General features: G+C 40.0%; 16 protein-coding genes, 1 tRNA gene and 4 pseudogenes. 11 read left to right on the top strand and 10 right to left on the bottom strand.

Annotated elements, in window-relative coordinates; translation table 11 throughout:
• Positions 1 to 139: 139 nt before the first annotated feature.
• Positions 140 to 1309 carry a p-hydroxyphenylacetate 3-hydroxylase oxygenase component gene (locus MMA19_RS03000; RefSeq protein ID WP_006069577.1) on the top strand — a complete coding sequence of 390 codons (1170 nt, stop codon included), beginning with the start codon at positions 140 to 142 and terminating at the stop codon, positions 1307 to 1309.
• Positions 1310 to 1511: 202 nt separating this feature from the next.
• Positions 1512 to 1586, top strand: a tRNA-Gly gene (locus MMA19_RS02995).
• A gap of 218 nt (positions 1587 to 1804) precedes the next feature.
• On the opposite strand, the gene MMA19_RS02990 is transcribed toward MMA19_RS02995, so the two are convergent.
• Entirely contained in the window at positions 1805 to 2236 is a 432-nt protein-coding gene (locus MMA19_RS02990) for a hypothetical protein (protein WP_062461199.1), read from the bottom strand.
• A 609-nt stretch (positions 2237 to 2845) separates the two neighbouring features.
• On the opposite strand from MMA19_RS02990, the gene MMA19_RS02985 reads away from it, so the two are divergent.
• Both MMA19_RS02985 and MMA19_RS02980 read left to right on the top strand, forming a co-directional pair.
• Positions 2846 to 3313, top strand: a complete 468-nt coding sequence (locus tag MMA19_RS02985; protein ID WP_239921534.1) for an ATPase P — start codon at positions 2846 to 2848, stop codon at positions 3311 to 3313.
• Positions 3314 to 3417: 104 nt separating this feature from the next.
• Positions 3418 to 3639 (top strand): hypothetical protein, encoded by a 222-nt coding sequence (locus MMA19_RS02980; protein WP_124942187.1) that lies wholly within the window; start codon positions 3418 to 3420, stop codon positions 3637 to 3639.
• 43 nt (positions 3640 to 3682) lie between these two features.
• Here MMA19_RS02980 and MMA19_RS02975 read toward each other — a convergent pair whose 3' ends face one another.
• The 3 genes from MMA19_RS02975 to MMA19_RS02965 all read right to left on the bottom strand — a co-directional run bounded on the left by MMA19_RS02975 (position 3683) and on the right by MMA19_RS02965 (position 7818).
• The gene (locus tag MMA19_RS02975; RefSeq protein WP_240205475.1) at positions 3683 to 4864 is read right to left on the bottom strand and encodes a multidrug effflux MFS transporter; all 1182 of its coding nucleotides are present in this window, start codon (positions 4862 to 4864) and stop codon (positions 3683 to 3685) included.
• Positions 4865 to 5021: 157 nt separating this feature from the next.
• Positions 5022 to 7010 (bottom strand): peptidase U32 family protein, encoded by a 1989-nt coding sequence (locus MMA19_RS02970; protein WP_240205474.1) that lies wholly within the window; start codon positions 7008 to 7010, stop codon positions 5022 to 5024.
• Positions 7011 to 7101: 91 nt separating this feature from the next.
• Positions 7102 to 7818, bottom strand: coding sequence for a GntR family transcriptional regulator (locus tag MMA19_RS02965; RefSeq protein WP_240205473.1), 717 nt, complete (start codon positions 7816 to 7818; stop codon positions 7102 to 7104).
• Positions 7819 to 8021: 203 nt separating this feature from the next.
• On the opposite strand from MMA19_RS02965, the gene MMA19_RS02960 reads away from it, so the two are divergent.
• Positions 8022 to 8429: a glycine zipper family protein gene (locus MMA19_RS02960; protein ID WP_240205472.1), complete on the top strand. Its 408-nt coding sequence runs from the start codon at positions 8022 to 8024 to the stop codon at positions 8427 to 8429.
• 122 nt (positions 8430 to 8551) lie between these two features.
• On the opposite strand, the gene MMA19_RS26525 is transcribed toward MMA19_RS02960, so the two are convergent.
• The 4 genes and pseudogenes from MMA19_RS26525 to MMA19_RS02940 all read right to left on the bottom strand — a co-directional run bounded on the left by MMA19_RS26525 (position 8552) and on the right by MMA19_RS02940 (position 10827).
• Complete coding sequence (locus MMA19_RS26525; RefSeq protein WP_261359879.1) at positions 8552 to 8683, bottom strand: transposase domain-containing protein; 132 nt, start codon at positions 8681 to 8683, stop codon at positions 8552 to 8554.
• A gap of 30 nt (positions 8684 to 8713) precedes the next feature.
• A pseudogene (locus MMA19_RS02950) lies at positions 8714 to 10087 on the bottom strand (IS66 family transposase); the annotation flags it as partial.
• Positions 10088 to 10222: 135 nt separating this feature from the next.
• Positions 10223 to 10510, bottom strand: a complete 288-nt coding sequence (gene tnpB / locus MMA19_RS02945; RefSeq protein WP_240205471.1) for an IS66 family insertion sequence element accessory protein TnpB — start codon at positions 10508 to 10510, stop codon at positions 10223 to 10225.
• Positions 10510 to 10827 carry an IS66 family insertion sequence element accessory protein TnpB gene (locus tag MMA19_RS02940; protein WP_240205470.1) on the bottom strand — a complete coding sequence of 106 codons (318 nt, stop codon included), beginning with the start codon at positions 10825 to 10827 and terminating at the stop codon, positions 10510 to 10512. The genes tnpB and MMA19_RS02940 overlap by 1 nt, the downstream gene beginning before the upstream one ends.
• Positions 10828 to 11007: 180 nt before the next feature.
• Between MMA19_RS02940 and MMA19_RS02935 the strand changes: the two are divergent.
• A pseudogene (locus tag MMA19_RS02935) lies at positions 11008 to 11706 on the top strand (IS1 family transposase).
• A 152-nt stretch (positions 11707 to 11858) separates the two neighbouring features.
• Positions 11859 to 11948 (top strand): annotated as a pseudogene (locus MMA19_RS02930) (IS1 family transposase); the annotation flags it as partial.
• A gap of 18 nt (positions 11949 to 11966) precedes the next feature.
• On the opposite strand, the gene MMA19_RS02925 reads toward MMA19_RS02930, so the two are convergent.
• Both MMA19_RS02925 and MMA19_RS02920 read right to left on the bottom strand, forming a co-directional pair.
• Positions 11967 to 13532 (bottom strand): ADP-ribosyltransferase, encoded by a 1566-nt coding sequence (locus tag MMA19_RS02925; protein WP_240205469.1) that lies wholly within the window; start codon positions 13530 to 13532, stop codon positions 11967 to 11969.
• Between the two features lie 198 nt (positions 13533 to 13730).
• Entirely contained in the window at positions 13731 to 16991 is a 3261-nt protein-coding gene (locus tag MMA19_RS02920; protein WP_240205468.1) for a hypothetical protein, read from the bottom strand.
• A 316-nt stretch (positions 16992 to 17307) separates the two neighbouring features.
• Between MMA19_RS02920 and MMA19_RS02915 the strand changes: the two are divergent.
• The 4 genes and pseudogenes from MMA19_RS02915 (at position 17308) to MMA19_RS02900 (ending at position 24819) form a co-directional block, all read left to right on the top strand.
• Positions 17308 to 17990, top strand: a pseudogene (locus MMA19_RS02915) (IS1 family transposase).
• 358 nt (positions 17991 to 18348) lie between these two features.
• A complete protein-coding gene (locus tag MMA19_RS02910) occupies positions 18349 to 19407 on the top strand; it encodes a hypothetical protein (RefSeq protein WP_240205467.1) in 1059 nt (352 codons plus the stop codon).
• Positions 19408 to 19641: 234 nt separating this feature from the next.
• Positions 19642 to 20163 (top strand): hypothetical protein, encoded by a 522-nt coding sequence (locus MMA19_RS02905; RefSeq protein ID WP_240205466.1) that lies wholly within the window; start codon positions 19642 to 19644, stop codon positions 20161 to 20163.
• A gap of 1512 nt (positions 20164 to 21675) precedes the next feature.
• Complete coding sequence (locus MMA19_RS02900; RefSeq protein ID WP_240205465.1) at positions 21676 to 24819, top strand: Ig-like domain-containing protein; 3144 nt, start codon at positions 21676 to 21678, stop codon at positions 24817 to 24819.
• The last annotated feature ends 608 nt before the right edge of the window (positions 24820 to 25427 follow it).

The following is a 25427-nucleotide window of genomic DNA, read 5'->3' as shown; positions in this document are numbered from 1 at the left end:
TAATATATTAGGTAACTCTGCGAAAAGTACAAGCAAACAAAGGTAACATCCATTTAACAACTTCGATTTTGTGAACATACTAGTCAGTAATTGCCCACCTGATAACGATTATAGGGCTAACCTTCAAAAGGAATCGATGATGAAAACACCTAATCCGTTACTCGAAAAATTACACGTTATTTTGCCAACTATCGCTAATAACGCGATGCAAGCAGAACAAGACCGAACGCCACCCGAAGAAAACATCCGATTGCTAAGAGAGATTGGGTTCTTTAGGGCGTTTCAACCTAAGGCTTACGGTGGCCTTGAAATCTCTTTGCCAGAATTTACTGATTGTGTCGCTGCACTTGCTGGTGCATGTGGAGGTACAGCTTGGGGCGCAAGCTTGTTGGCGACTCACAGTCATCAAATGGCTATGTTTTCCAAAGAAGCGCAGGAAGAGTTCTGGGGAAGTGACCCTGAAGCCACAGCGAGCAGCAGCATCGCTCCGTTTGGTAAGATTGATGAAACAGAAGGCGGCGTCATCTTCAACGGTGATATGCGTTGGAGTAGTGGATGTGATCATGCAGATTGGGCAATTTTAGGATTCAATCGTTTCGATGAAGATGGCAATAAATCTTATTGTTTTGGTATCGTTCCTCGCCATCAGTACAAGATTGTCGATGACTGGTATGCTGCTGGTATGAAATCAAGTGGTACGAAAACCCTAGAGCTTAGAGATGTTTTCATTCCGGAACACAGAATTGAAACCGCAAAAGGTATGATGGAAGGGGAGTCCGCTGGCTTTGACTTATACCCAGAGAGCGACATTTTCTACACACCTTATCGCCCTTACTTTGCATGTGGCTTTGCAGCTATTGGCTTGGGTATTGCTGAACGTATGTTGGATGTTTACAAAGAGAAGCAGAAGAACCGTGTACGAGCTTACACCGGCGCTAATGTTGGCGTAGCAACTCCTGCGTTGATGCGTCTTGCGGAATCAACACATCAGGTTGCCGCTGCTAGAGCCCTATTAGAGAAAACTTGGCAGGACCACAAGGAACATGGTGAGCGTAAGGAATACCCTTCAGCAGAGACCCTAAGCTACTGGCGCACAAATCAAGCGTATGCCGTTAAGATTTGCATTGAAAGTGTTGACCGTCTTTTCGAAGCCTCTGGCGGTATGGCATGGTTTAGCGACAACGAAGCCCAGCGTTTATTCCGCGACTCTCATATGACAGGTGCACATGCCTATACCGATTACGATGTTTGTGCTCAGATCCTAGGACGAGCATTAATGGGGTTAGAACCAGATCCAACAATGGTATAGTCCGTCATAGTCGATAAAGGGCTACTTGGTGTCGCCCTTTATCACATTTGTGCACCATGTCACGGATTTTTGAAGGTAGGTGATTTGAAGCGGGTAAGAATTGTTCGTTAAGAATAAAAAATGTGCAAACAAACACTTAAGTTCCAATTAGTGCTTTTCTTTTGTCTCAAATATGGCATATTAACTCTCGTCCCACGATGATGCGTGCATCGTATAATGGCTATTACCTCAGCCTTCCAAGCTGATGATGCGGGTTCGATTCCCGCTGCACGCTCCAATTCCAGCAACATCATCTTTCTCATACCGATACATAGTTCGAAAAGCTAAGCTTTCTAGAACTACGAATATCAACCTTCAGTTAGTTGTAAGCGATTTGCATTGACTTTATCTGTAGTTCTATCTGCTCAGAGCCTAAGGCTTACAAAAACATAAGAGCTCAAGGCTGCGAGTGTTGATAGTACCGCCCATTGTGCAAAGAGGCGGTACATAAGAATACTAGTAGAACGTTACCTTTGCATTGTATTCTACTTGATCATCATCGCCCACAACATTCTTGTAGTAGTCAACAGTAAAGTAAATAGGTTTGTCCTTTTTGACTTTTTCCGCAATCTTCTTGTCTAAATTCTCAACAGACTGGAAGTCATATACATGGAAAGTGTAGCCAGGTTTTAGGTTCATCTCTTTAGCTTGTTTGCTCGTAATGTAAGTTTCTCGATAGATGGGAGATAAGTAAGAATCAAACTGCTGTCTAACCTCATCGCCATCCGATACTTCATATCCAAAATCATTAACAACCAACGTGCCACTTTGTAATGATTCCATGGACGCATCCATGTTCTCTTTATCCGAGCTTTGTGTTGCAGTACAAGCGATGGTTAGTATAGAAAAAGATACGAGCATCATGAGTCTGAAAATAGATTTATACATATTTAACCTCATACTTCCTTTTAGTGTTAATTTAGTCATTAGCCAGAATGTTACTGACAGCTATATTATAGGTAAGATTATGAGTAGTTCCATTGGTTGATTTTATCTATGGCAGTTATTTTACGAGTTGAAGGGTGATAAGGCGTTTTTTATAAAATGATATGTGGCAGTGCTAAGTTAAAAATGCATTAAATCAAAATGCTATCGTGTTTTTTATCTCTAGAATCCGTACTCTAATAAATACTCAAGTGGCTAAATAATTGGCTAACTCTAAATCTACTCATCAGAATAGTAATCTATTCAAACGTTAATTAGGTGTCCTTTATACGTGTAAAATTACTATCGTATTGATAATCAAGGTTTTTATTGATTTAGTAATGCTAAAATCTCTTTGAAGTATAATTCAGTAGTCGTTGTGATATCTTCGCATTAAGATTAAATCACGATATTTCAGCTAAGCATGAGATTACTTGGATTTACAATTAGCACGAGTTAATCGTATTGTGATTAATTTGGTTTGTTTGTTGAGATTTATAATTAACCTGTATTTTATTGAGGGTTTCTTTTCGATAATTGTTTAAATGAAAGAAACTTCTTCGAGGAATAGATATGAGTATTGAAATACCTATACCAAATTGGACTAAAACGATTAAAACGGTATATTTTGGATTTGATGGTACGTTAGCTGAGGATGGAAAGCTCATTGGGGGCGTCGAAAATAAGCTAAGAGAGCTTGCTTCATTAGTAGATATTTACGTGTTAACTGCGGATACATTTGGCACCGCCAAAGACGTTTTGTCATCTCTACCCGTTAATGTAGTCACTTTAGGCCACTGTAATACTCAAAGACAGAAAAGCGAGTCTATGTCTACACCATCCTCAAGCTCTGTTGCTATTGGTAGAGGTCTAAACGATGTGCTTATGCTTGAAAAAGTGGCGTTAGGCATTGTCGTTCAGACAGCGGAAGGCGTTCACCCAAAAGCACTTATGCGAGCAGATCTAATCTCTAACAGCATTCACGAAGCCATCGATTTACTTTTGAATCCGAAAAGATTGGTATCTGGTTGTCGTATATAAGTTCATTAGCAACATGTCCAACATAACTAATATGCGGAGTAATCCAGTGGAAAGGTAACTGCTAACCAGTTGAATACGAATTAATAACCACGTGAGAATGAGAAATGAAAAGAAAATTAGTACTAATGATATTAGTTGCACCACTAACTCTATTTGGTTGTGCAAACAACATACACCAAGCCCCTAAACCGGTGAAAACGGAGGTTCAGCATTATTGTGAGGCGAATGGCGGTAGCTTTATATCCGCTTCTAATGAGTGCAAACTCGAAGATGGCAATATTATGGATGCGACGGTTTATTTTCAAGATCATCAACCGGACTATTAATCATAATACTTGCTGATGTTATGTCTTTAGTGATTCCTTGGATTTAGGGAGATGATTGCTCTGCATTAAATCCGTTGCGGATATTTGTGAATGTAATTGCTGCGAAGAGCGTTATCACCATTGATAAATGCCAAGGTTCACTCAAACCTATCCGAACCAATCCCATACTAACCAGGGATGATACAATCATCTGCCCACCTCCAGATAAAGCGGCGGCGACACCTGCTTGTTTTTTGTATGGAAGAAGGACCATTGCTTGAGAGCAAGGGAGTGCGATGCCGTTTCCTAAAATCATCAAAAACTGACCTAACATTAAATGGATAGGTTCGAGGGGAGATAGAAATAACCAAAGTGCTGCAATTAAGTGTATGAGAGGCGTACAAAAGAGCATGTTTCTTGTACCGATGATAGGACGTATTCGATTACATAGTGTCGTACCTAAAATCATACCGAAAGCCGGGATAAGCGCCCATAATGCGTACTCATCAGAATTCATACCAATTTGATTCTGCATGATAAAAGGCATAACGGATACGGTAGTGATCATTAAACTGAAGTTCAGCCATCCGATACTGGCGAAGCTCATAAAGTAGGTCGAACGCATCAGTTCCCAGTATTGGGACAGCATTTTTCGTGGAGAAGGTATTGAAGATTTTTGAGCTACTGTTTCTTTGAATTGGAAAGCAATGACTATCCATGCCAATGCAACATAACTAAACAAGGAAACGAAAACCATGCTCCAACCGAAATGGAAGTTGATGAAACCACCGAGGACTGGCGCAATGACAGGGGTTATGGAAGCGGCCATTGCGATGTAGGACATAGCAATTGGAAGATCAGCACCGTTAAACTGGTCTCTGGTTGATGCTCTAGCGAGTACGGCACAGCATCCCGTCCCTAAGCCTTGTAAAAATCGGCCTAATACCATCCCTTCAAACGTACTCTGAAAGACAATTATTGTTATTAGCCCCATTAAGGCGATGATGAGTCCCGATAACAGGACTTTTTTTCGTCCCACAGCATCTGAAATGGGACCATACAAGAATTGAGATGGTCCGAAACCCAATAAATAGATACCGACCAGAAGCTGTGCTTGGTCCAAAGAAATATCAAAATCCGCAGCAATCCAAGGCAGTGATGGGAATACTAAGCCCATACTCAACTGACCAACGCTAATAATTAGGCAGGCGAGTAGTATTACTTTGTAGCGAATTCCATTTGTCATTGGTGTTCCATCAAGAGACTCTAAGACTAGATAGAGGAGTTGGGAGTTGAATTTGTATTACATAATACTCTGTTTATTTCGATTATGCGCTAGGTTTGAATGTAAATCTTGGTAAAAAACCAACGGTAACAATGGGCTACCGTTGGTTAGCTAGGGCCTAAATACCCTTCGAATATTGGTGGTTTGTTGTTGGCGAGATGAGAGTTGCTATAACAGCACCTGATGTATGCTCTGGCTCAGCCAGCCACTGCAAAAAACTGTTGATAATTAGCTGCTTATCGTCGTTGACCTTAGTTTCAGTTTGAATGTTGCGCATATCAATGAATACATCCGTAATTAGATCGTTGTGGTCATTGAGTACTTCTAGGTTTAGAACATTCAGCTCACTATAAAGGCTGTTAAACGAACCTTTTTGTTTATCGACCACATATGGGTTGTCTTTTAAGTTAATGATGGACGTTCGTTTACTGCAGCGCTTCAAACAGCCATTATTTACCTTAATCTTTTTACATCCTTCAGTTTGTTGGAATAAGCACTGTCGACTGGTAAGTAACGTATTTGGATGATAAACACTGTAGAACGTTCGCATTGTAGTTGGACGACGGATGTACTTGAGCTGTTTTTTGCTCAGTTCATTCGATAAGAACGCGCCACTGGCTTGGTATTCTTCGTTTAAACATTTGAGCGAATAAGAGTTCGCAGTGTTCATCTGAGGGCCGGCAATCCAATTCAACCCAGTACTTTGTGCGTAAAAGCCGACACCTGAATTATTAGTTACCAGTATCGATGGATTAATGGCATCTAACAGCTGTTTCGCTGCCTCAAAATCATCACCAATTAAAATGGCAGGGAACCATGGTTTGAGTCTAGGATTAGCTTCAAAGAGCGCAATGAGTGATGCTAACTCGGCTTTTAAACCCATCGGCAATTGATAGTAGACATCGACATTATCGTTAAGCGTTAGACTGACGTCGTGTTCCGATGAAACAAGTATGGAAAGGCGCTTTTTACTACCAATTGTCGGGTTTTCAAGTAGAGGCGCTAGTTTAGGAGCTTCAATGGAGCCTTTTAAGCTGGTTACGGTATTCGTTGCACCGAGGTCCATCGCCGAAACTTCAGACTCAACATGTTGAATAATTTTGGTTTTCTTATCGTAAAGACGACGTTTTACGGACTGAATTTCATCACTGGTAGTGCATTGATAGACCGTTGAGAAGTGCTTTACTGCGTGATCACGCGGGTTGTCGATATACATGTTTTTTCCAAACTCACCTTGCAGGAAGCCATTGGAAAAATCACGATTAAATACGGTGTAAAGATCGGTTGTATCATTGGAGAGTGCTTTGCCGTCGCACAGACGGTCAATGTGTTTTCTCCAGTTATCAACGACAGTATAGACGTAATGAGGCTTCTTAATACGGCCTTCTACTTTGAGAGAATAAACTCCAGCATCGGCTAATGCTTGCAGGTCATTAAAAGCGGAATTGTCTTTTAAGTTTAATGGGTAATCGGAACCTACTTTTGTCGTCTTATACTGCTCACGACATGGCTGGCTGCAACGTCCGCGATTGCCTGACGCACCATTGCGAGCAGAGCTAATATAGCAAAGGCCAGAGAATCCAATGCAATATGAACCATGGACAAAGACTTCCATTAACACGTTGTGCTGGTGGCCGAATTTGGCTAAATGACCAATCTCTTTGATATTCAACTCGCGCGAAAGATTAACTCGACTTACCGTCATCTGCTTTAAGAACTCAATTTGCCCTGTATTGTGGGTATTGAGCTGAGTAGACGCGTGCACATCTAATTCAGGGAAATGGTGCTTGAGTAGGTAAGCGAGTCCTAGGTCTTGAACGATTACGCCGTCAATATCAGTTTGTGCTAGCTGGGCAAGCAGTCGCATAACTGCTGGAATCTCACTCTCCAGGATCAACACATTAAGCGTCAGGAAAATCTGGCAGTTGTTAGCGTGTGCGAGTGCTAAAACACCTGTTAAGTTCTCTAATGTTAGGTTCGCTGCGCGGTTTCGAGCGTTAAAGCGGTCTAGCCCGCAATAGACGGCATCAGCGCCTGCCGCAATTGCTGCTTTAATAGACTCAACATCACCACCAGGTGCTAAAAGCTCAAACTGATCTCGTGTCACAACTTATACCCTACCAATAAAAACGAGGGCGTATTCTACGGGAACTGAAGCAGAATTTCTCACCTTATTAACTGTAAGGATAAGCAAGGTGTTAACGTTTGAGCGAAACCGCGACCGATTCATAGGTGAAAAGTGGATTAGAACCAAGCACCATGGACTCCTCGAGTACCGAATGAATATTGATGAGGTAGTTGGTAAATAACTCACGATAATCGGAACGTGCTGAATAGATCGCTTTGTGCACTACCATGTCGAGCTCACTTGGGGCATACAAACGTCGCCACTGTTTACAGTGATGAATAGTATAGAGTCGTAAGTAACGCCTCAGGTTTTGCAGCGACTGATGGATAGCGCGCTGCACCACCACAGCTTTGTTTGTTGGGATAAGCAATTCAAACATTCCCACTAAATGTTCATCGATATGGTAAAAATTGGGTAGGTCAGGTTCATTCAGTTTAGTGCTCTCGCCAAATATGCGAAAGTGATAAAGCAACTGGTACTCCTGAACTACGCCATCGTTTTCTTTCTCGGGTGCTACTCCTTTTTTAGGTAATAGTTGGTGACACAGGAAGTCAACAATGCTGTTTAGTTCGTCCATTGATAGAGGAGCAACACAAGCTCCATGATTAGGACGATAGTGAATAAAACCAGTATGTGATAATGCTTGAACAGCCTCTCTTAGAGGCGATAAGCCCAGTGAGTAGCGTCTAGCGAGGTCTTTAATTACTAATCTTTCTGATGGTCTAAGAAGTTGCTCTATGATGCCTTTTTCGAGGTATTGTCGTGCTTTTACTTTTATGTTGCTCATGATTGTTAATTTATAAAAGAATTTCTTTATATGTTTAACTAACCTCGAAGTAAATAGGGTAATTTTACGGAATGATTAATTAAGGCTAATTCTGATTCAGTAAATTTACGCTACGACTCGTAACTTTTAATGTGCATGCTAATTCAATGTTTGACAAATAGAGTAGTTAAAGTATGAAGAAGCTAATAGCAGCAGGAATGATAATGAGTGCGTCTTTTGTATCAATGGCCCAAGAACCAGTGAAAGGTGGAGACATTATTGACCAAAAATCCAAGCTTATTTTCAACTATGATAATGTCACAAAGGATGTTGCGGAGCAGGAATTGGCACACTGTCAAAACCTAGCAAATCAAACTCAAGAAGAAGTGACCTCTTCGCGAGGCAGCGGAGCTAGAGGGTTGCTTAAAGGGGCTGCCGCTGGGGCTGCAACAGGGGCAATTGCAGGTGGTAGTGGTTCTGACGCTGCAAAAATCGGTGCGGCGGGTGGACTCTTGGTCGGTCGTGTAGCGGGCAAAGGAAATGAAAGTGCGCAACAGCAAAAGAATTTAGAAAATTATAAGACCGTGCTTCGCAATTGCATGATAGAGAGAAAATATGAAGCACTTAACTAAATAGGATGCTTATCTAAAGCTTATTTCAAAGACGCTAGGTTATGAATGATTTAGCGTTTTTTTTAGGCAAGAATAGCGTAAGCGCCAGTTACTCAGCGTATTGAAGGGGTAAACCAAAGCCGTTAGGCTTTGGTTAGATTCCATGGTAGAAGCGCTTCTATATCTTCGACCGTCTCGGCGTACGGTAACTGACTGAGAAGGGTGTGAAGGTAAGAGTAAGGTTCAAGACCGTTTAATTTCGCCGTTTCAATCAAGCTATAGCATGTCGCACTCGCTTGAGCACCAGATGGTGTGTCAGCAAAGAGCCAAGCCCTTCGACCTACAGCGAATGGGCGGATTGCATTTTCTGCCATAATGTTGCTGATGCGTAACTCACCGTTATCGCAGTAAGCCACCAGTTTTGACCACTGATTGAGCATATAACTGACCGCTTTACCTGTTAACCCCTCTGATGGTATTCGATTAATGGTCTTGTCTAAGAACGCCTTCAGTTTATCTAGCACTGGAATGCTGTGCTAGCGGCGGTATTTTACGACCTGTTCTGGCGTATACTCTTGAGTCTCTTTTAATTCAGTCAACTTGCGCTCAATGTGGTAAAGCGTATTGATATAACCGAGCGCGGTATCGGCTTTACTTACTTTTACTTTTTTACCTTTCGGCTGTGCATCCTGAGCTTCAATGAACTTACGACGTGCGTGGTGAGTAAGGCTGTACTTTTCACAGACAGCATTGTAGCCCGCATAACCATCGGTTTGCAGGTAGCCTTTGAAGCCATCGAGAAGCTCGAGCGGCACTTCTTTTTTTCGAGACGGGTCGTAGTGGAACAGAACGCTTTGCTTATCTGGCGGTCCGCCTAATGAGACCCACATGTATTTATCGGATGTCACAGCACGGCCAGGCTCTTTAAGTACCTGAAGTGGCGACTCATCCATCATGATGTATCGACCTGCATTTTGCTGCTCACGTAACAGGTTGATAAGTGGCTGAAGCACCTCTGATGTCTTAATGACGTAATTAGCTAATGTCGTTCGAGAGAGGCCACCGCCGTATCGTTTCAGCATCTTTTCAATAAGATACAAAGGCAAGCCATCAGCGTATTTTGAGGCAATGACGTGAGCGAGGAGGCTAACGTTACCGATAGAGCCTGGAAGCGGGTGCTTGGGCATTGGCGCCGTGATGATATATTGAGCCTCACCTTTACCATCAAAGACCGCTTTCTCTTGCATGTATTCCAACACGCGGATTTTAGCAGGTATGATGTCTAACTCTTCTTTTACCTTGGCAAAGAAAGTGCTCTTGGCACCTGTTTTTTCTTCATCAGTTAGGTATAAGAAGATTTGCTCACGCGGTAGGTCTTTTGATAGCGGTTTTCGGCCGCGAGGCTTGGTGTCATGGTCACCTTGAGCACTCTTGTTCGCTTGTTCATTTTCAAAAGCAGTCAGGTCAGGGTCAGTACATAGCTCTGATTCGTCGAACAGTAAAAACTGGTCTGCCGAAGTTTTCTCACTGCTTGGTGCAAAGCGTTTAAGCTTTAGGTGGCGAACGACTTCTTCTAAGATTGCTATACGGGCTGATTGAGATTGAAGCTCCGCTTCTTTTGCTGCTAACTGAGCACGAAGCTGCTCGATTTCAGTTAAGTTTTTAGAAGTGGAACTCATGGTGTCAATGCCTTATTTCAATGGGCTTTATTGTACCAAAACAAGGCATTAACATCCTTAAAACAAAGACTCGTATTCGAGTTTTTTATGGCCGTTCATAAGAGTAATATCGTACCAATCTAGACGCCAATTAAATTACTGACCAGTGAGGGTAACGACCTCGTCGGAGCGCTTTGGCCATTTAAACTTTTCTTCCGCTAAGGATTTGTAGTACAGCACAAAGCCATTGTCTTCCCAGAACAAGCATTTAATTTTGTTGCGCTGTTTATTGATAAACGCATACAGGTGACCACTGAATGGACTGTGACCCAACTCCATTTCGATGAGTGCGCTAAGCCCATTATGTGACTTTCGAAAATCGATAGGGTCACGGTAGAGGTAAACGGTGGGAAGGTGCTGAGCAGGCCTTAACGTTGGTTGCATCAGTTCAATCTCTCCAGCAGCTTGAGTGCGACGTGGGTATTCATCTCGTCGACCCCATCAATCAACACGCCATTTGGCAGGGTCACAGAAAGGGTTGAAGTTTCCACCTGAGCGATGGTGAACTGAGATGAGACAGTGCTTGTGTTGGACGCGCCCAATACTTTACGTTTCCAGTAGCTAAACTGACTTTGGTCGAGTTGGTGAGAGCGGCAGTATTGCGCTTGAGAGATCTGGGTTTGTTGCCACGCATCGATATGATGCTGCCAATGTTGTTTGTAGACATGAACGAACCTTGTATGAGTAATGACAGTGGTCATTATCAAGGTTTATATTCAGAGCGGAAAGAATGCGGAGTTATTGGCGCTTACAGAATAGCTGATTTTTATGCAGTAATTTGCGGTATATTTTACCGATGCGTAAGTCAGTTATTTATTGGCTCATGACTCCAACCCGTTGATTGTATGATAGAATCTGCTCTCATTTTTTGAGGTATTTCTATGGCTTCGGTTCAAGTAAACTGCCGCTTTTGTAATCAATCTGAGTCTGTACGGAAACATGGTCTAGGAGCCTCCGGCTTTCAGCGATTTCGTTACCTTGATTGCAAGCGTTCATTTCAACTCGACTATGCTTACGAAGCCTACAAGCCAAGGGTTAAAGAACAAGTCGTTGATATGGCTATGAATAGCTCCGGAGTTAGAGAGACAGCACGTGTTTTAAAGGTGGGGTACAACACTGTACTGCCCACTTTAAAAAAAGCTCACACCAAAACAAGCCACAACGATACTTTTTGACCTCGCCAATATTGAACTGATTTGCGAAGTGGACGAGCAATGGTCCTTTGTTGCTAACAAAAAAATCAACGTTGGCTTTGGTACGCATGGGAGCCTCGATATAAGCGAGTCATTGCTCATGCTTTTGGTAAAAGAGACACCGAAGCATTCAATGAACTACAACGTCTGCTGTCAAAGTTCATAATTCCATTTTACTGCACCGACGATTATGCTGTGTACAGTGCTAACCTACCGATAGAGAAGCACACCATTGGTAAACGATACACACAACGGGTAGAAAGAACCAACCTCACACTAAGATCTCGCATCAAACGTTTCGTTCGAAAAACTATTGGTTTTTCGAAGTCGGAAGAGATGCACTATAAGGTTATCGGCACCTTTATTGAACGAGAGTATTACCATTAATCAACAGATTGGAGTCACTACCGTCGTCAATAGCTCGCGGGTGAATATTTACCTTTCAACAGTTAGTGACTTTCTATCAAGGCACGAGCCCCCAATTTTTCTATAGAATTAAAATAACTCTGATTTTTGAAGTCGAAGAGTAGTGGTCATTTTTAGGTAAAAGGTTGGCTCAACGAATTGAGCCAACCAATTTGACGTTATGTTCACGATTAAAGCGGGTTATTCGCAGTACGATAGGCTTTCAAAGTCAAAAACAAAGTCTATCTAGTCATAATATTCCCGCTTCGGAACTCTCTTACAACGGAATCATGCGGAAGTTCATCAATTTCCTCGATAAATACAACAAAACCCCTAAAGTAAACACTGTCAACATCTTCAATTCCATGTACATAGAAAGTTGTTCGGCGAGGGTATAAAACTTCCGCCTCTAGTTCATATGATAAAGAAGCTATCTGCTTACCACTTTGTCCTTTTATTACAAAAATTATAGGCTTTCTTGAATCGTTAGGTTTAGGTTTTGCGAATTCTTTAGCGGTCTTAATACTTTTGGATGTTGACATAAATGCCTCGTTGGTTATATACGAGCCTTCCCTTATAATACCATTTGTATAGGAGGAGTTTTTTTCTCTAGTACCGCTATATGTGACTGTTAGTCCTGAAGCTATTTTACTAAGAGCCTGATCTAGTGACTCTACATCTTTACTGTAGCCTCCACCGGGAAGAGGTGTATTGTAGTCAATCGCATCAACCGTATAGTCCTCGACTATGTCTTGATCTTCTAGGCTAAAGTTTTCGCTAACATTGATAACTTCTTGTGAGAATCTTTGTTCTCTCTTTAAAATGTCGTCAAATATTGTTGGATAGTATTCTACAATATTTTTTCCCATACCTCTCTGATACCAGTCGTCTCGAAAAACACCATAAGTATCATCCAACAGTTTAGCTTCTCTAAGGTAGCCTAATGAGACTAACGTGCCAGTTTGGTGATTATTAATAAATTCAGAATCATTTCCAAGTTGATAATCTAATGGTACAGAGTCTAAAGGGGAAAGCTCTTTTAATATACTATGTGCCTCACGCCCTGAGTATTTTATTAATATGTTATATGTTGGATTTGATGTAAATACTCTCTCAATTGCACCAACTTCCGAGCATAAATTGTCCTCAATCTTATTTTTACCATTTAAGTACCATTTGATAGCGTCTTTATGATACAAAGAAGCTATCATCGTTAAAGTATAAGGCTCCCTAAGAACATCGCTAAGTTCTAGCCCTATATTTATATGTTGTGGCTTAAAGTAGGCAAAAACGAACATCGAGAATGGTTGATCACTGGAGGCATTTTTTTTTCTTGATGTTACAAATATTATTTTATCAAAGGTGCTTGAAATAGAACCATCATTTACCATGCGTTCAATTCCCTTTAAATGATAGAGGGAATTTTCTGAGGCTTCTCTATAATCTTTAAGAAACCCTTTTTTAGATTCACTGATAGTCAAGCTTGAATTGTATTCAACTTTACTATGACTTGAGAAATATCTAATGGATTTTTTCAGGGTTTTCTTTAGTCTTTTTATTTCACTACTTGATGTTAAATTATCATAAGAATAATAGCCATATTCTTGACTAGTATTTCGATCTTTTACTTTTACTATTCCAGATTCGACATAACACCCTTTATTTATAATTGGTAAGCTTCGATTGTTTTTAATCTCAACGTACCCGCCACCTGAAAACCTTACAGTCTCATAAGCGCTCTCTGACATTGCATAAGAGCTGCAAAATATCAAACAAAAAACTATTATTTTTTTAAAGTTACCCAGCATTATTATTACCATTATTTACCTTGAAAAATTGAAAATATTATTTCGTTCCTAAATGTTATGTCGACCTGCGTTTCAATTTAAGATAACAAGTGCGATATTCGTTGGGAAATATAGAAAGTAAAGCGAGTTTATGAAGGCGTAGTATCCGAAAAACACTACAGAGTATAGTTGATATAAAATGATAAATTATTTTCATTATTAATCTTCCAATGCACAAATATAAGGTAATTGGTCATTTTTGCTACGAGAGTCTGACGTCAATGTTTCAATATTGTAATATTTCCTAGTGCTGCTGTTCGGTTTATCTGAAGCCCAAAGGTTTGAATGATAGCTTTGTTTTACAACCTTATTAGGGTTAACGTCTTCAAAAGCCAGGTTATATCTATCTAAATTAGTTAAACCAAACAAGGACTCATCCGCATTCTCAAAAAAGCGTTCATACATAGACACATTTGGTAATCGCCAAGCACCTTTGTCACAAATATCCCATGCTTTTTTTTGCTTTTGAGTGCCAGAAGATGGTGAAGAATAAAAGTATCCCCCTTCTTTGCCCAGAATAACATGACCATTCGGTCCATTATTATAGCGATTAATTAGCCTCTGTGAATGACTGAGCATGTCATCAGAATTATTGAATTCAATACCTTCATAACCCTCTAAAATAAACATCATATTGTACGATAGTAATGCATTGGGAGAGCTCGATATGTTTTCGAGCCCCGCGGCAATTAAATCAAACTGGGTAAGATGTTTTCCGTCCTCGTAGATACTGTCAATCCCTTTCTCTGGCGTATAACCTGAGTACACCGCTTGTAATTTCGATAGAGCTTCATCTTCATCCAATAACCCTAACTCAGAGCTGGAGTAATCATAATCCAAATTTGAACCATTAAATGTCAAGTGCGTAAGGTATTCTTCAGGCTTGCATACCGTTCTTGGTTTAATTTCTACATAGCAACTTGAATCGTAGCTTGCTGATAAATAAGCATACCCTTTATTTCTTGTTGAGCTCCCCCTAACATAAAGGTTATGTCCGATTTCTTCTAGGTCCTGAGAGTTCATTCGTTGCAGCAGCATTTTATTTCCTTTGCCATCAGCCCTTCCTATGGAAATTTCTATCCAATCTAATTGCGAATTAATCTCGAGATCATAAATGCTGTCAGCAATAATCTCCTGATAAGTGCTGTTCAAGTTTGTTTTTATATAAACCTTAGGTCCAATATAACGTCTTCCTTCCCTACCTCCGACGTAGTAGCCTTTGTCTACATCATATGCATACAAGCCCGATGCCGTATAGCCTAAGTTATGTATTTTGATAGTAGGCAGCTCCGAATCTCCCAAGTTAATAGATTGAGCCAAAGCTACTATGTCAGAGTAATTTGATGCGCCTACTTTATAAATGCCGGACTTAGCTACATCAAATCGCTGAATAAATTCTTGTAACTGCGAGTTAATTCCTTTATGGGCGGCAATATTTAGATTCGTATAGTCTGATTGCGGGCGCTCCGCTAAACCTTGTGTGTTAGCTTTTTTAGAGGCTTGATAAATATCATCAAGATACAACCCTTCAAACCCTTGGAACTGACCTTTATTTTCTAGTCTTTCAGCAACTCCTTTACATACTCTATAAAAGATTAAACTTCTGACAACATACCCCGTGAAGGTCTTAGGCTTGCTTGCTTTATATAACCTTTTTTTCTTACTTTTCTTCGTTTTTTTAGCTTTAACGTTACCCGAGCTAGTATCACGGTTATCTGCGTCATCTCGTGTGTTTGGGTCATCGTAATTGTTTTTGTTTTTGTTTTTGTTTTTGTCGTCATTATCTAATCTAATATAAGGGGTCAGCCAACTAGTTTTGACTAGCGCTGCTTTTTCTGATGCTCTGTTTTCACGTCGCGTAATGCCAGGAGCAAAAGCCGCCGCCGCGCATGCTAAAGATGTTCTCAAACGCCCATTTCCATCATCAGCGGCTTTTTGTATTGCTGAAAATGTCACTTCTGAAGGAGTAAGCGCAAAATTGTGTACATAAATCGGATTTGAGTATGAGTTAAATAGCTCGTCGTATTTGTCTCTAATGTTCGCAGAAAAGTAATCATCTTCCACGTCCGTTAACTCCTCATAATGACTGACGATATTTTTCAATCGTAATAGCTCTTCATTTTCGATAAAGACTTCTTCTGGGTTTGAATTTTCTATCCCATAAGTCGTGGTGTAATCAAAAAAGTGGCTATGACTTGTGAGTGTATTCAGTGTTTCGTATTCTTCTGTTAGCACGGAAAGACAATCGGAATCCTCTTCACAAAGTGCAGATTTTTCTTGGTAGCCTTCATTTAATAGGTCATCATTAATAATTAGAACAAGGCTCTTACCAAGGTAGTATGGTGTTTTATTTGTTATTAAATCAAAGTCAATATCGTCACTGGTAAGAATATGGTATTGCGCTCTATTGTATACAGCTTGGACTAGTTCAAAGTAGGTTTTTCCACCCATTAAATAAAAAGGTGAGTCACCATCAGCTTCTTCGAATTCCTCTTCTGTTTCAGCCACTTCACCCGGCACGTACGCTTCTTTGATATCAACTATAACCAGCTCTTGAGGGTTGTCGACAGCCCAAGACACAACCCTATCTATTCCATCTGAGATAAGACTCTTTGTTGCCACTTCGCCGCATCCTCTAAAGGTATGTGAATCAATAGACTCTGCGATGTCAACACTACAAAAATCCAAGTATCGATACCCATTATCGAGTTGTGTACGCACCCCCGAATTATGGTATTTAGACATATTTTTTGCTACGCTTTCTGCCGTTTCGTCTCCCCAAATACTTCTCATTGAAACTATATTGTTTGAGAGTGAGCCATTGGCTAATGAACGATATGTACCTGGAATGAGTAGCTCTTTAATATTTTTTTCAGGGAGCTCACTAAGCCAACCATTTCCAAGGTCTTCACAATGAACTTCAATATTATCAACCCAAGCTCGATTCATATGGAATCTAAAAGCACCGTGTCCTTGACTTTCAAGTTGTACGACACCTTGACTTAAGCCAGTCATACTTGAAACATCTTCACTAAAGAGTACAGCTCCTGTGCTTAGGTCTTCAACTCTGAGTTCCCGAACCCCGCTACTTGATGAACGTTTATATTGAAACTTTATTTGATAATTTGGGCAGGTTCCTCCTACTACCTCGAAGTCAATCGTACCATCGCCAAATAAACCCAAACCATCATCCTGATCCACTCTGAGATAACGAGAGTTTGTACCATTAGAATGCATTGCATAGGCAAGTGACAATGAATCATGTGTTTTTGGCAAGAGTAGATGGTTGACGTTGTCGAGATATTCAGAGTCGTTGTTGCCATTGAGGCTACTGAAGTTTTCTATTACGACTGAAGCATTGGTTTGCAAGGCCGCTACCATGGGTAGTAGTGCCATAGTTTTAAGTAATATTAGTTTCATTTTTATCATATCTTGTTTAGTAGGGATGTACTACAGTGTTTACACAAGCTTTAGGTGTATCCACTTACTTTTTACATCGTTAAAATGTTGCACAAATTAAGCACAATCTACGCGTAACTTTAATTCTAGAGTTTAATAGCGCCCTCCGTAATTGACTTGTTTATCAGCCATATCCTTTAGCATCTGTTTGAACAGCGGTATTGTATAGCGTAATAATACTGATTCTTACTTTTTTTGCGGTTGGCGATTTTTTAGGTCATGACTCCAACCCGTTGATTGTATGATAGAATCTGCTCTCATTTTTTGAGGTATTTCTATGGCTTCGATTCAAGTAAACTGCCGATTTTGTAATCAATCTGAGTCTGTACGGAAACATGGTATAGGAGCCTCCGGCTTTCAGCGATTTCGTTGCCTTGATTGCAAGCATTCATTTCAACTCGACTATGCTTACGAAGCCTACAAGCCAAGTGTTAAAGAACAAATCGTTGATATGGCTATGAATAGCTCCGGAGTTAGAGAGACAGCACGTGTTTTAAAGGTGGGGTACAACACTGTACTGGCCACTTTAAAAAAAGCTCACACCAAAACAAGCCACAACGATACCTTTTGACCTCGCCAATATTGAACTGATTTGCGAAGTGGACGAGCAATGGTCCTTTGTTGCTAACAAAAAAATCAACGTTGGCTTCGGTACGCATGGGAGCCTCGATATAAGCGAGTCATTGCTCATGCTTCGAAGCATTCAATGAACTACAACGTCTGCTGTCAAAGTTCATAATTCCATTTTGCTGCACCGGCGATTATGCTGTGTACAGTGCTAACCTACCGATAGAGAAGCACACCATTGGTAAACGATATACACAACGGGTAGAAAGAACCAACCTCACACTAAGATCTCGCATCAAACGTTTCGTTCGAAAAACTATTGGTTTTTCGAAGTCGGAAGAGATGCACGATAAGGTTATCGGCACCTTTATTGAACAAGAGTATTACCATTAATCAACAGATTGGAGTCACTACCAAGCAGATGATATCGACGTTATTATCCATCTAAATAATAAAAAACCAGCTTGTAATGAGCTGGTTTTTTAATATGAGTCAAAGGTTAAAATCAGTAAATTTACCGTATTAAAACTTAGTGAACTGGTTTTTTAAACTGGACAATCTTACCCAGTCGTAATGTTCGTTTTTGATAAATTAATTAATTAATTAATGTGAAGTGCCGCACGTGGAGAATTGAAGTTTCAGTAATATTACCGTATTTATACCATGTTGGTTGATTCAATATTACCCCCATCGAAAGGACGCTTACGTTCAAAAATAAAAGCAAACCAACATTACTATCGGGATACAAAAAATGAAAAAACTGGCCATTGCAATCGCTATGATTTTGTCGGCACCTGCTTTAGCAGAATCAAACGCAGCAACTATCTCAGCTGAGCAATCATCTGCAGCAAATATTTCAGAGCTGTCTTCTACTGCTGATAAACCAAATAACCTGTACGATTTTATTGAGAACGATAAATTGTCTGGCGTTGCTTACGCAGGGGCAGAGTTAGGCGGTAACGTATTATTTGATGACCAAGAAGATGGAAACTTTGACCAAACTTATATGTTTAAAGTAGGTGCGGACTTAAGTTATTCGGTGACAGATAGCTTTTCGATTCTAATGGGTGGTGAAGCTCGCTATGCTTGGAGTGGATTAGATACAAAAGTAGAAGCGACAAACTATGTCGACCGCTTTGTATTTGGTACTAAGACGGTAGCAGGTATTACGACATTTGGTAAACAATGTGGTATTGCGGATGTATACCTTGGCTTTGGTGATATTTCTAAAGAGTACGGTTTAGGTGCAGAAGCTGATGAAGCGGCGTGTACTGACGAGCAACTTAATCACCACTATTTTGGTGAAAACTTAGATATCGGTGCGGCATGGGAACATACTAATGATGCATGGGCTGTTGGTGGTTCTGCAACAGTAGGTCCAGTTGTTATCGGTGGTACTTATGTGGATATCGCAAAAGGTGAATATTCAACAGACGCAATCGACCGCAGCGAAAAAGTCTACACGATTGGTGCGGTAGCAGTATTTGACAAGTTTAACTTTGCTGCAAAATACGATTTTACTGACGTTGAGTCAGATGGTACAAATGCAGTAAATAATAAGGAAACAGAGGGTTATGCACTAGGTATCGCTCACCAAGCGACAATGAACCTCTCTATCTCATCGACATATAACTCGGAAAACTACAATTTCGATAAAGAGAGCAACAAAGGAGGTACATTTGATAAAGATGACTGGTTCACTATCGGTGCTTCATACCGTCTTAACGAACACCTTGAGTTAGTGACTGATTACAAATTTACATCTGAAGACGATGATAAGGTTTTCCTACGCGCTAATGTAAACATATAATCGAAGACTGACAGTGTTTAATTCGGTTCTTTGTCAGTAAGATTCCCTGATAGGGAGTAACTATATTATAAGTCAAGTAGGTCTATTTAGGTAAAGAGAAGCTAGTTCGATAATTTATAGCCTTTGTTAGTTCTTTTTAAGCAAGTGCGCTACATAAGAGTGTAATCACTTGATAGATAAAGTATTTGCTAAAGTATATAAGTGTTTAAATCATCTAGTTTAATGGTAATTTAAATGAAAAAAAACGTCTTAATAATGTTATTGATGCCTTTCCCGTTAATTGCTGGGCAATTACAAACTAATATAGGAGCTTCGACAGAGAGGTCTCCTGTGTTAGGTATAGAATACGTCTCGGATAATAGTTGGCTTTTTGGTACAAGCGCTGATTTTGGTAAGACTGATTACAGAGAAAAAAGTACTTGGAAAAATGATACGAAAACGTTTAAATTATATGATGTAGAATCTCGTATTAGCTTTAGCCTTCATGCCGGCTATCTATTTGACAGTGGGTTTAGTATAAAAGGGGGAGTCTATGTCAATAGATTAAACTATGGTGAAGGGTTGACCAGTGAAATTACAGATAATAAGGATTCAGAGATTGAGATTAATGATAGTGGAGTCATGGAAGAAAACACTGTTACACCTATGCTTGGGCTTGGATATGACGTAAACGATCACTTTAGTATTGGTATAAATCAATCGTTCTCTTCGGGAGTCGATAAATTTACTCAATTTATATTTGGAATTCGTATATAATACTAATGAAAAACGTAGAAATCGTGGTACTGTCTTATTATCGAGTTGATTTAGTGTTTTATTCGCTGTTAAAATATCTTGTGCAAGGTGCAAGGTGCAAGGTGCAAGGTGCAAGGTGCAAGGTGCAAGGTGCAAGTTTAAGAGTTTACTATATAAAAGAGTTTTTATGGAGTGTTCTAGGTCTTGAAATCGCAGGCCTAGAATTCAGAGCAATTCAGAGCAATTATGAGTAACTGCTAGTAATCACACTCTCTTTTCGAACGCTCATAACCCATTTCAATATTTCTCAGCATTGATTTTCTCTGTGTTATATATGGAGTAAGGGGGCTGTCTAGTGTACCAATATGTATCAAAATCATGGATTAATGAATCCTAAGAAATGGCATACTGGCAAAGTACTATATACGTAAGTAGACGTCATTTTAGTTACCACAGGTCTGTTGTGGGTACATAACTACACTTAGGCTGGGCTTTGTTTGGTGTTGAATTCACTTAAAGAGCAAATGCGAGTTAAACCGTTTACTTTTTTAGCTATATGCTGAGTTTTGGATATACCTATCCCAGTTAACTTGTGAGTACTTTGAGCATGGCGTAAGGCTCCCAAACTTGTGCATGAAGTAACGAAGAGTGAGTGAGGCTCCAAGTAGCTGTTTTACGCGGTACGTGTACACGCGTAAAATAGTGCTCTTAGATTGTGGATGCTTGTCATGGCCATGGTTTTTTTTGGTTTTGGTAACCAGTCACCAGATTGCATGGATTCACCTTATCCCAGAAGGTGAATTTCTCGCTTGGAAGGATTAGAGGGAGCACTTTCTTAAAGCAAACCGCTCTGCGGCCGTCTCTTGTATCGTATGTGTCGTTACCTGAGATCTTCTGGGTGGTTTGGTATGTTTCAGTAAATATAGAAGTACCGCAGCATTTGTTACGCTTGATACTGTCAGCTCCGTTACCATAATTTCTGGGGTTTCGTTATCGATTGCAAAATGGAGTTTACGCCAGTTAGTGGTTTTGTAGCTAGGCTTCGACTTGAAATCAGAGTTAGTGAATGAATGTTCATATCTGGTCGCAAGTTCTGATTTAGTTCATTTTATTTACGCAACTCTTTAGGTTTTTGTGGGTATTAACTATAACCCTTTGGCTATAAGAATAAAGGCCTCGTCAAGTAAGTGGTGGCATTTATTTCTCTTAAATCTTTTGAGCCAATTTTCTTAAGTAGGCTACTTTAGGCCCTAATTTATGTCCTAGATAACTAATATCATTGTTTTCTTCTAATTTACGTACTGAAAGTGTGGATACGCGTCCTATCGCGAAAATTGTTGCTTTTGCGCATGCGTCTGGTTTATCTGACAGTTTTAAGTCTTTTGATTCAATTTTAATAGAAAGGATGAGATTTTCTTATTACATGTCTGTTATATGTACTTATTCACTTTATTTTGATCGGTAAATTTACTGCTTTAATGTGTGGCTATTTGTGGGATGATAGAAGGGTAGTCAAGTTTTAAGGGTTGAATTGTGAAAGTTCCGAAGTTCAAAAAACATATTGGTATGGTATGCTTAGTGTCGTTAGCGGGGTGTAATATAGGCTCAAAGGAAGATTTGAGCCCTGAATTTGTCTCTAATGATGAAATCTCAGCATATGATAGTTTACATAGTGTATTGCCTAATCAGATAGATTATGTCGATTTGCAGGCTGATATTACCTCATCTAGTTCCTTGAGCACAGAACTTAGCTCTGTATATCTGGTTTATGGTAGTGAGATTCTTTGTGGAGAGCCTATTATCAAGGGAATTGGTTTTGAGGTCTTAAATAAAGGCGAGCTTTGTGAGTATCAATACGCGATCGAAAACCAAAGCGGCTCTATCGCACAAGGGAAAGCGTCTGTAATTAGTAGTTTAGATGGGAAAGCTGAACTATCACCTATATCTGAAGCCACAGTTACAGGTTTAAGTCCAATTATTAATGTGTCCTTACCTAGTGGTTATAGCTTGATGCCTGATATTCAACTATTGGGTGGAGGTATGGTGACGGAAGTGGATGCAGTCAATAACACTATAACATACGAAGCTACTGAAATTGGTTATCATCGTATTATTTACGTTGCTCAAAATCTATCCTTTCCTAGTGATCTAAAAACTGGCCAAATAGATATCAGCGTCTCAGAGGCATCAAGTTTTCCTCCTTTAGCTACAGAGTATCAATATCCGGATGAAATCAACACAGAGGAACTTATTACTGTTGACATTAGCGAAAATATTTCTTCTCCTGATAACTATGATTTACAACTCCTTTATGTTAACTCTAATAATGCTTTAGTACAACCCACGAATACAAACGATTTGTTAAATACAAAATTTGATTTTGTTACATCTCAAGGTGGATTGCACTATGTTAATTATGTTATTAGTGATCATCACGGTGGGTATGCTTCAAGTTCAGTTACAATTCAAGTGGCTGATCCAAAAGACAGAGGATTATGGAGGGGGATAGTGTCTCATGGCGCATATTTTACACCACCTCTAACTGCCAGCGAAGCATCAGATGCTTCACATAATAGCTCTAGCTCTAACGAAGAAAATAGATATGAAGAACCTATTAATGTAGCTACTTATACTTTAGAACAAGCAACTGAAGCATGCTCTCATAGAGGGAGGCTGCCTACGACGCAGGAGCTTGTGTTTTTAACCGAATATAATCCTTCGATCGACAACGATTGGCCGATTGAAATCGCATACCTCGCATCAGATGGGAATAGTGTTCAATACACTGTATCTAGTGACCTCCTAAATAATGAGGCTGAAATAAACACGTATAATAGTCAAACTTTGTATTACTTGACGTGTATAGATGCAGGTGGTTTATCTGTTGATTCATATCAATCATCAGCATACGCTAACGGCCAGGATACAGCCTCGTTAAGTTTTCTAGTTAAGGATAACGAAACTCCGGTTTCTGGCCTACGTTTAGACTTTCAGGTTACAGGCAATGGGGAATTAGACAAGTATTCAGGTGTGACTGACGAATTTGGGTACGTGGTTGTGCAAGCTACTAACGAGAGGGCAGAGAAGATTGAAGTATCCGCTCAATATATTGATAGTCAAAGGATCGTGAACCGCGTAAGCGCTAATGTAGATTTTATCGGTGATAATAATACCTCTACGATTGACCCGTTAAATGGACTTACTCTAATTAAAAATGGTGCTGCATCAAATGGGGTAGATGAAAATATTATAGACGCATTGGTTACGGATGCATTTAGTCATCCTGTTAGAAATGCTCCAGTAATCGTTCAAACAGAAAACAATGATGTAATCCCTCATTCGAATGTCGTTCAAACCGATGACGAAGGTATTGCACGTATTCTTCTTACTAAAAGGTCTGGGTCTCAGTCTGGGCATTCAAATGTCAATATATCACATGAAAATTTGATGCTGGAAACGTCTCAAGAAAGTGTTGGTGTTTATTTTGGTCCGAAGGCTACAGATATAATAGTTGATGGCTATATCCTTCAACGACCTCCGCTTTATAGTGAAGCCCCTGACGGAAGTAAACACTGGGAAGGAGAGGACTGGAGTATGCTTGAATATGACGATGCGGTTGCATACTGCAATTCACAAACTAACATTTTTACGCCTCAAAACAAGATACTTCCGTCAGAGTTAGCACTGCAACATTTATATAACTTGTATCCAGGTAATATAGAAGCCTCGGCAGGGTGGCCTGATAATTATGATTACAGAGTCAATCACGTCTGCAATGATAACGATGATTATTGTTACGTAGATCTTAAAACTGGCCAAACAGAGACTAATTCTTACCAATCGGGATTTTCTTATGTCGCATGTATGGAGAATAGTATTTTTCCAGAAGGTGAGTTGATTGTTGGCGATGGATTGGATTTAAATGCAGAACCAGGTATTATAAGTATTACGGCATTTAACGAAGATTTACAAATTGTTCCTGAGATTGATATACATGCGACTATAATTAACCCTACAGGTAACGCTACGATCGTTGATACAATAAAAACGACTGATAGTGAAGGTAAGGCCGATTTTGAGATTTTGACGACTAACGAAGAAAGTGTAGAGGTTAAGTTTGAATACGGTTCATTTGTTTTTAAAAGAACTTTTCAACTACATTCAGCTCCTGAAATTGAGCATATATTTTGCGGGACGGGCGTCGGTGACTCAAATAATAACGCGACCAACAGTTGCCTCAAAGCTGTTAGAGTGATCGGCGGTAAGGTGTTTACCAGCACACCTAGTGAAAATTGGTTAGCTAAATATAACTATGTAGAGTCTAGTAGTGATTCAAGTCGGAGTTTCATTAGTTTGCTTACAGAAGATGGTACAAATGGGCCATCTGGACAATTTGCTAGATTTACTTACCTGCAAGCTGAAGCACACTGTGATTATTTATCTACTCTGAATTATGGCGGTTATGATGAATGGGCTGTTCCAACGGCAGCTGAACAAACACAACTCTATAATGCTACTGGAGGTTCTTACGGTCTCTATTATAATTACCTTTGGCCAATCGGGAAAAGCTACCGCAATATTGGGAACTCTGGACAGTCAAACTTGGACTACAAGACTGGAATCTTTCAAAGTGTAGATAGAAGTACAGGAACTTATGGAATGTGTGTTTCACGATAGGTTGTTGAATTATAACTCAGAATAAGTATTGTGTTATGTTATTAAACTCCCAGTGAATTTATCAAGTATTCTTATTTTTCAAGTCAAAACCATCTTCTCGGAAGATGGTTTTGTACATTAGTGCGTTTTATGAAGACATTCATGGTTGATATGTTCACGTTTGTGACATCGCGAAATAACATGAGAAATTATAGGCCTAAGCATTTCCTAACCCTCGTGTTCTTATCGTAACGTACGAATAATAAGATGAATTCTTTGATACTCCGACTTAAAGAGTAGTTCAAGTTGGCTGTGTCGATGAACACACTTAAAGAACAAGTGCGAGTTAGATCATTCACCTTTTAAACTATACGATGAGTGAGGCTTCACCGTATAGCTTGAGTCGACTTGCATCATTGGTTAGATGCTGAACGGTACCTCGTGAAGCGCTTTTAGAATAAACCTCGTTATCCTTGGTAAGACAGTTTATGCAGGATTGTTGGGGATAAACAAATAAGACCTTCGCCAATCTAGAAACAGAGTCGATAAAGTCATGCAACGTGAAGGTAGGGGAAACATGCCCTTTACCAGTAGAGAAGTTGCGATAGTGAAGTCACTAAACAATCGTA

It is taken from the genome of Vibrio sp. CyArs1, assembly GCF_022432925.1.
In the GTDB taxonomy this organism is placed as follows: domain Bacteria; phylum Pseudomonadota; class Gammaproteobacteria; order Enterobacterales; family Vibrionaceae; genus Vibrio; species Vibrio mediterranei.
The sequence above is the reverse complement of the archived record's forward strand: the minus strand, read 5'-3'. Positions and strand labels throughout refer to the sequence as shown.

Bases quoted from the DNA above. Each gene is read 5' to 3' on its own strand.
- MMA19_RS03000 (WP_006069577.1), top strand. From the start codon at position 140: ATGAAAACACCTAATCCGTTACTCGAAAAATTACACGTTATTTTGCCA.
- MMA19_RS02990 (WP_062461199.1), bottom strand. From the start codon at position 2,236: ATGTATAAATCTATTTTCAGACTCATGATGCTCGTATCTTTTTCTATA.
- MMA19_RS02985 (WP_239921534.1), top strand. From the start codon at position 2,846: ATGAGTATTGAAATACCTATACCAAATTGGACTAAAACGATTAAAACG.
- MMA19_RS02980 (WP_124942187.1), top strand. From the start codon at position 3,418: ATGAAAAGAAAATTAGTACTAATGATATTAGTTGCACCACTAACTCTA.
- MMA19_RS02975 (WP_240205475.1), bottom strand. From the start codon at position 4,864: ATGACAAATGGAATTCGCTACAAAGTAATACTACTCGCCTGCCTAATT.
- MMA19_RS02965 (WP_240205473.1), bottom strand. From the start codon at position 7,818: ATGAGCAACATAAAAGTAAAAGCACGACAATACCTCGAAAAAGGCATC.
- MMA19_RS02960 (WP_240205472.1), top strand. From the start codon at position 8,022: ATGAGTGCGTCTTTTGTATCAATGGCCCAAGAACCAGTGAAAGGTGGA.
- tnpB (WP_240205471.1), bottom strand. From the start codon at position 10,510: ATGCAACCAACGTTAAGGCCTGCTCAGCACCTTCCCACCGTTTACCTC.
- MMA19_RS02940 (WP_240205470.1), bottom strand. From the start codon at position 10,827: ATGACCACTGTCATTACTCATACAAGGTTCGTTCATGTCTACAAACAA.
- MMA19_RS02925 (WP_240205469.1), bottom strand. From the start codon at position 13,532: ATGCTGGGTAACTTTAAAAAAATAATAGTTTTTTGTTTGATATTTTGC.
- MMA19_RS02920 (WP_240205468.1), bottom strand. From the start codon at position 16,991: ATGAAACTAATATTACTTAAAACTATGGCACTACTACCCATGGTAGCG.
- MMA19_RS02910 (WP_240205467.1), top strand. From the start codon at position 18,349: ATGAAAAAACTGGCCATTGCAATCGCTATGATTTTGTCGGCACCTGCT.
- MMA19_RS02905 (WP_240205466.1), top strand. From the start codon at position 19,642: ATGAAAAAAAACGTCTTAATAATGTTATTGATGCCTTTCCCGTTAATT.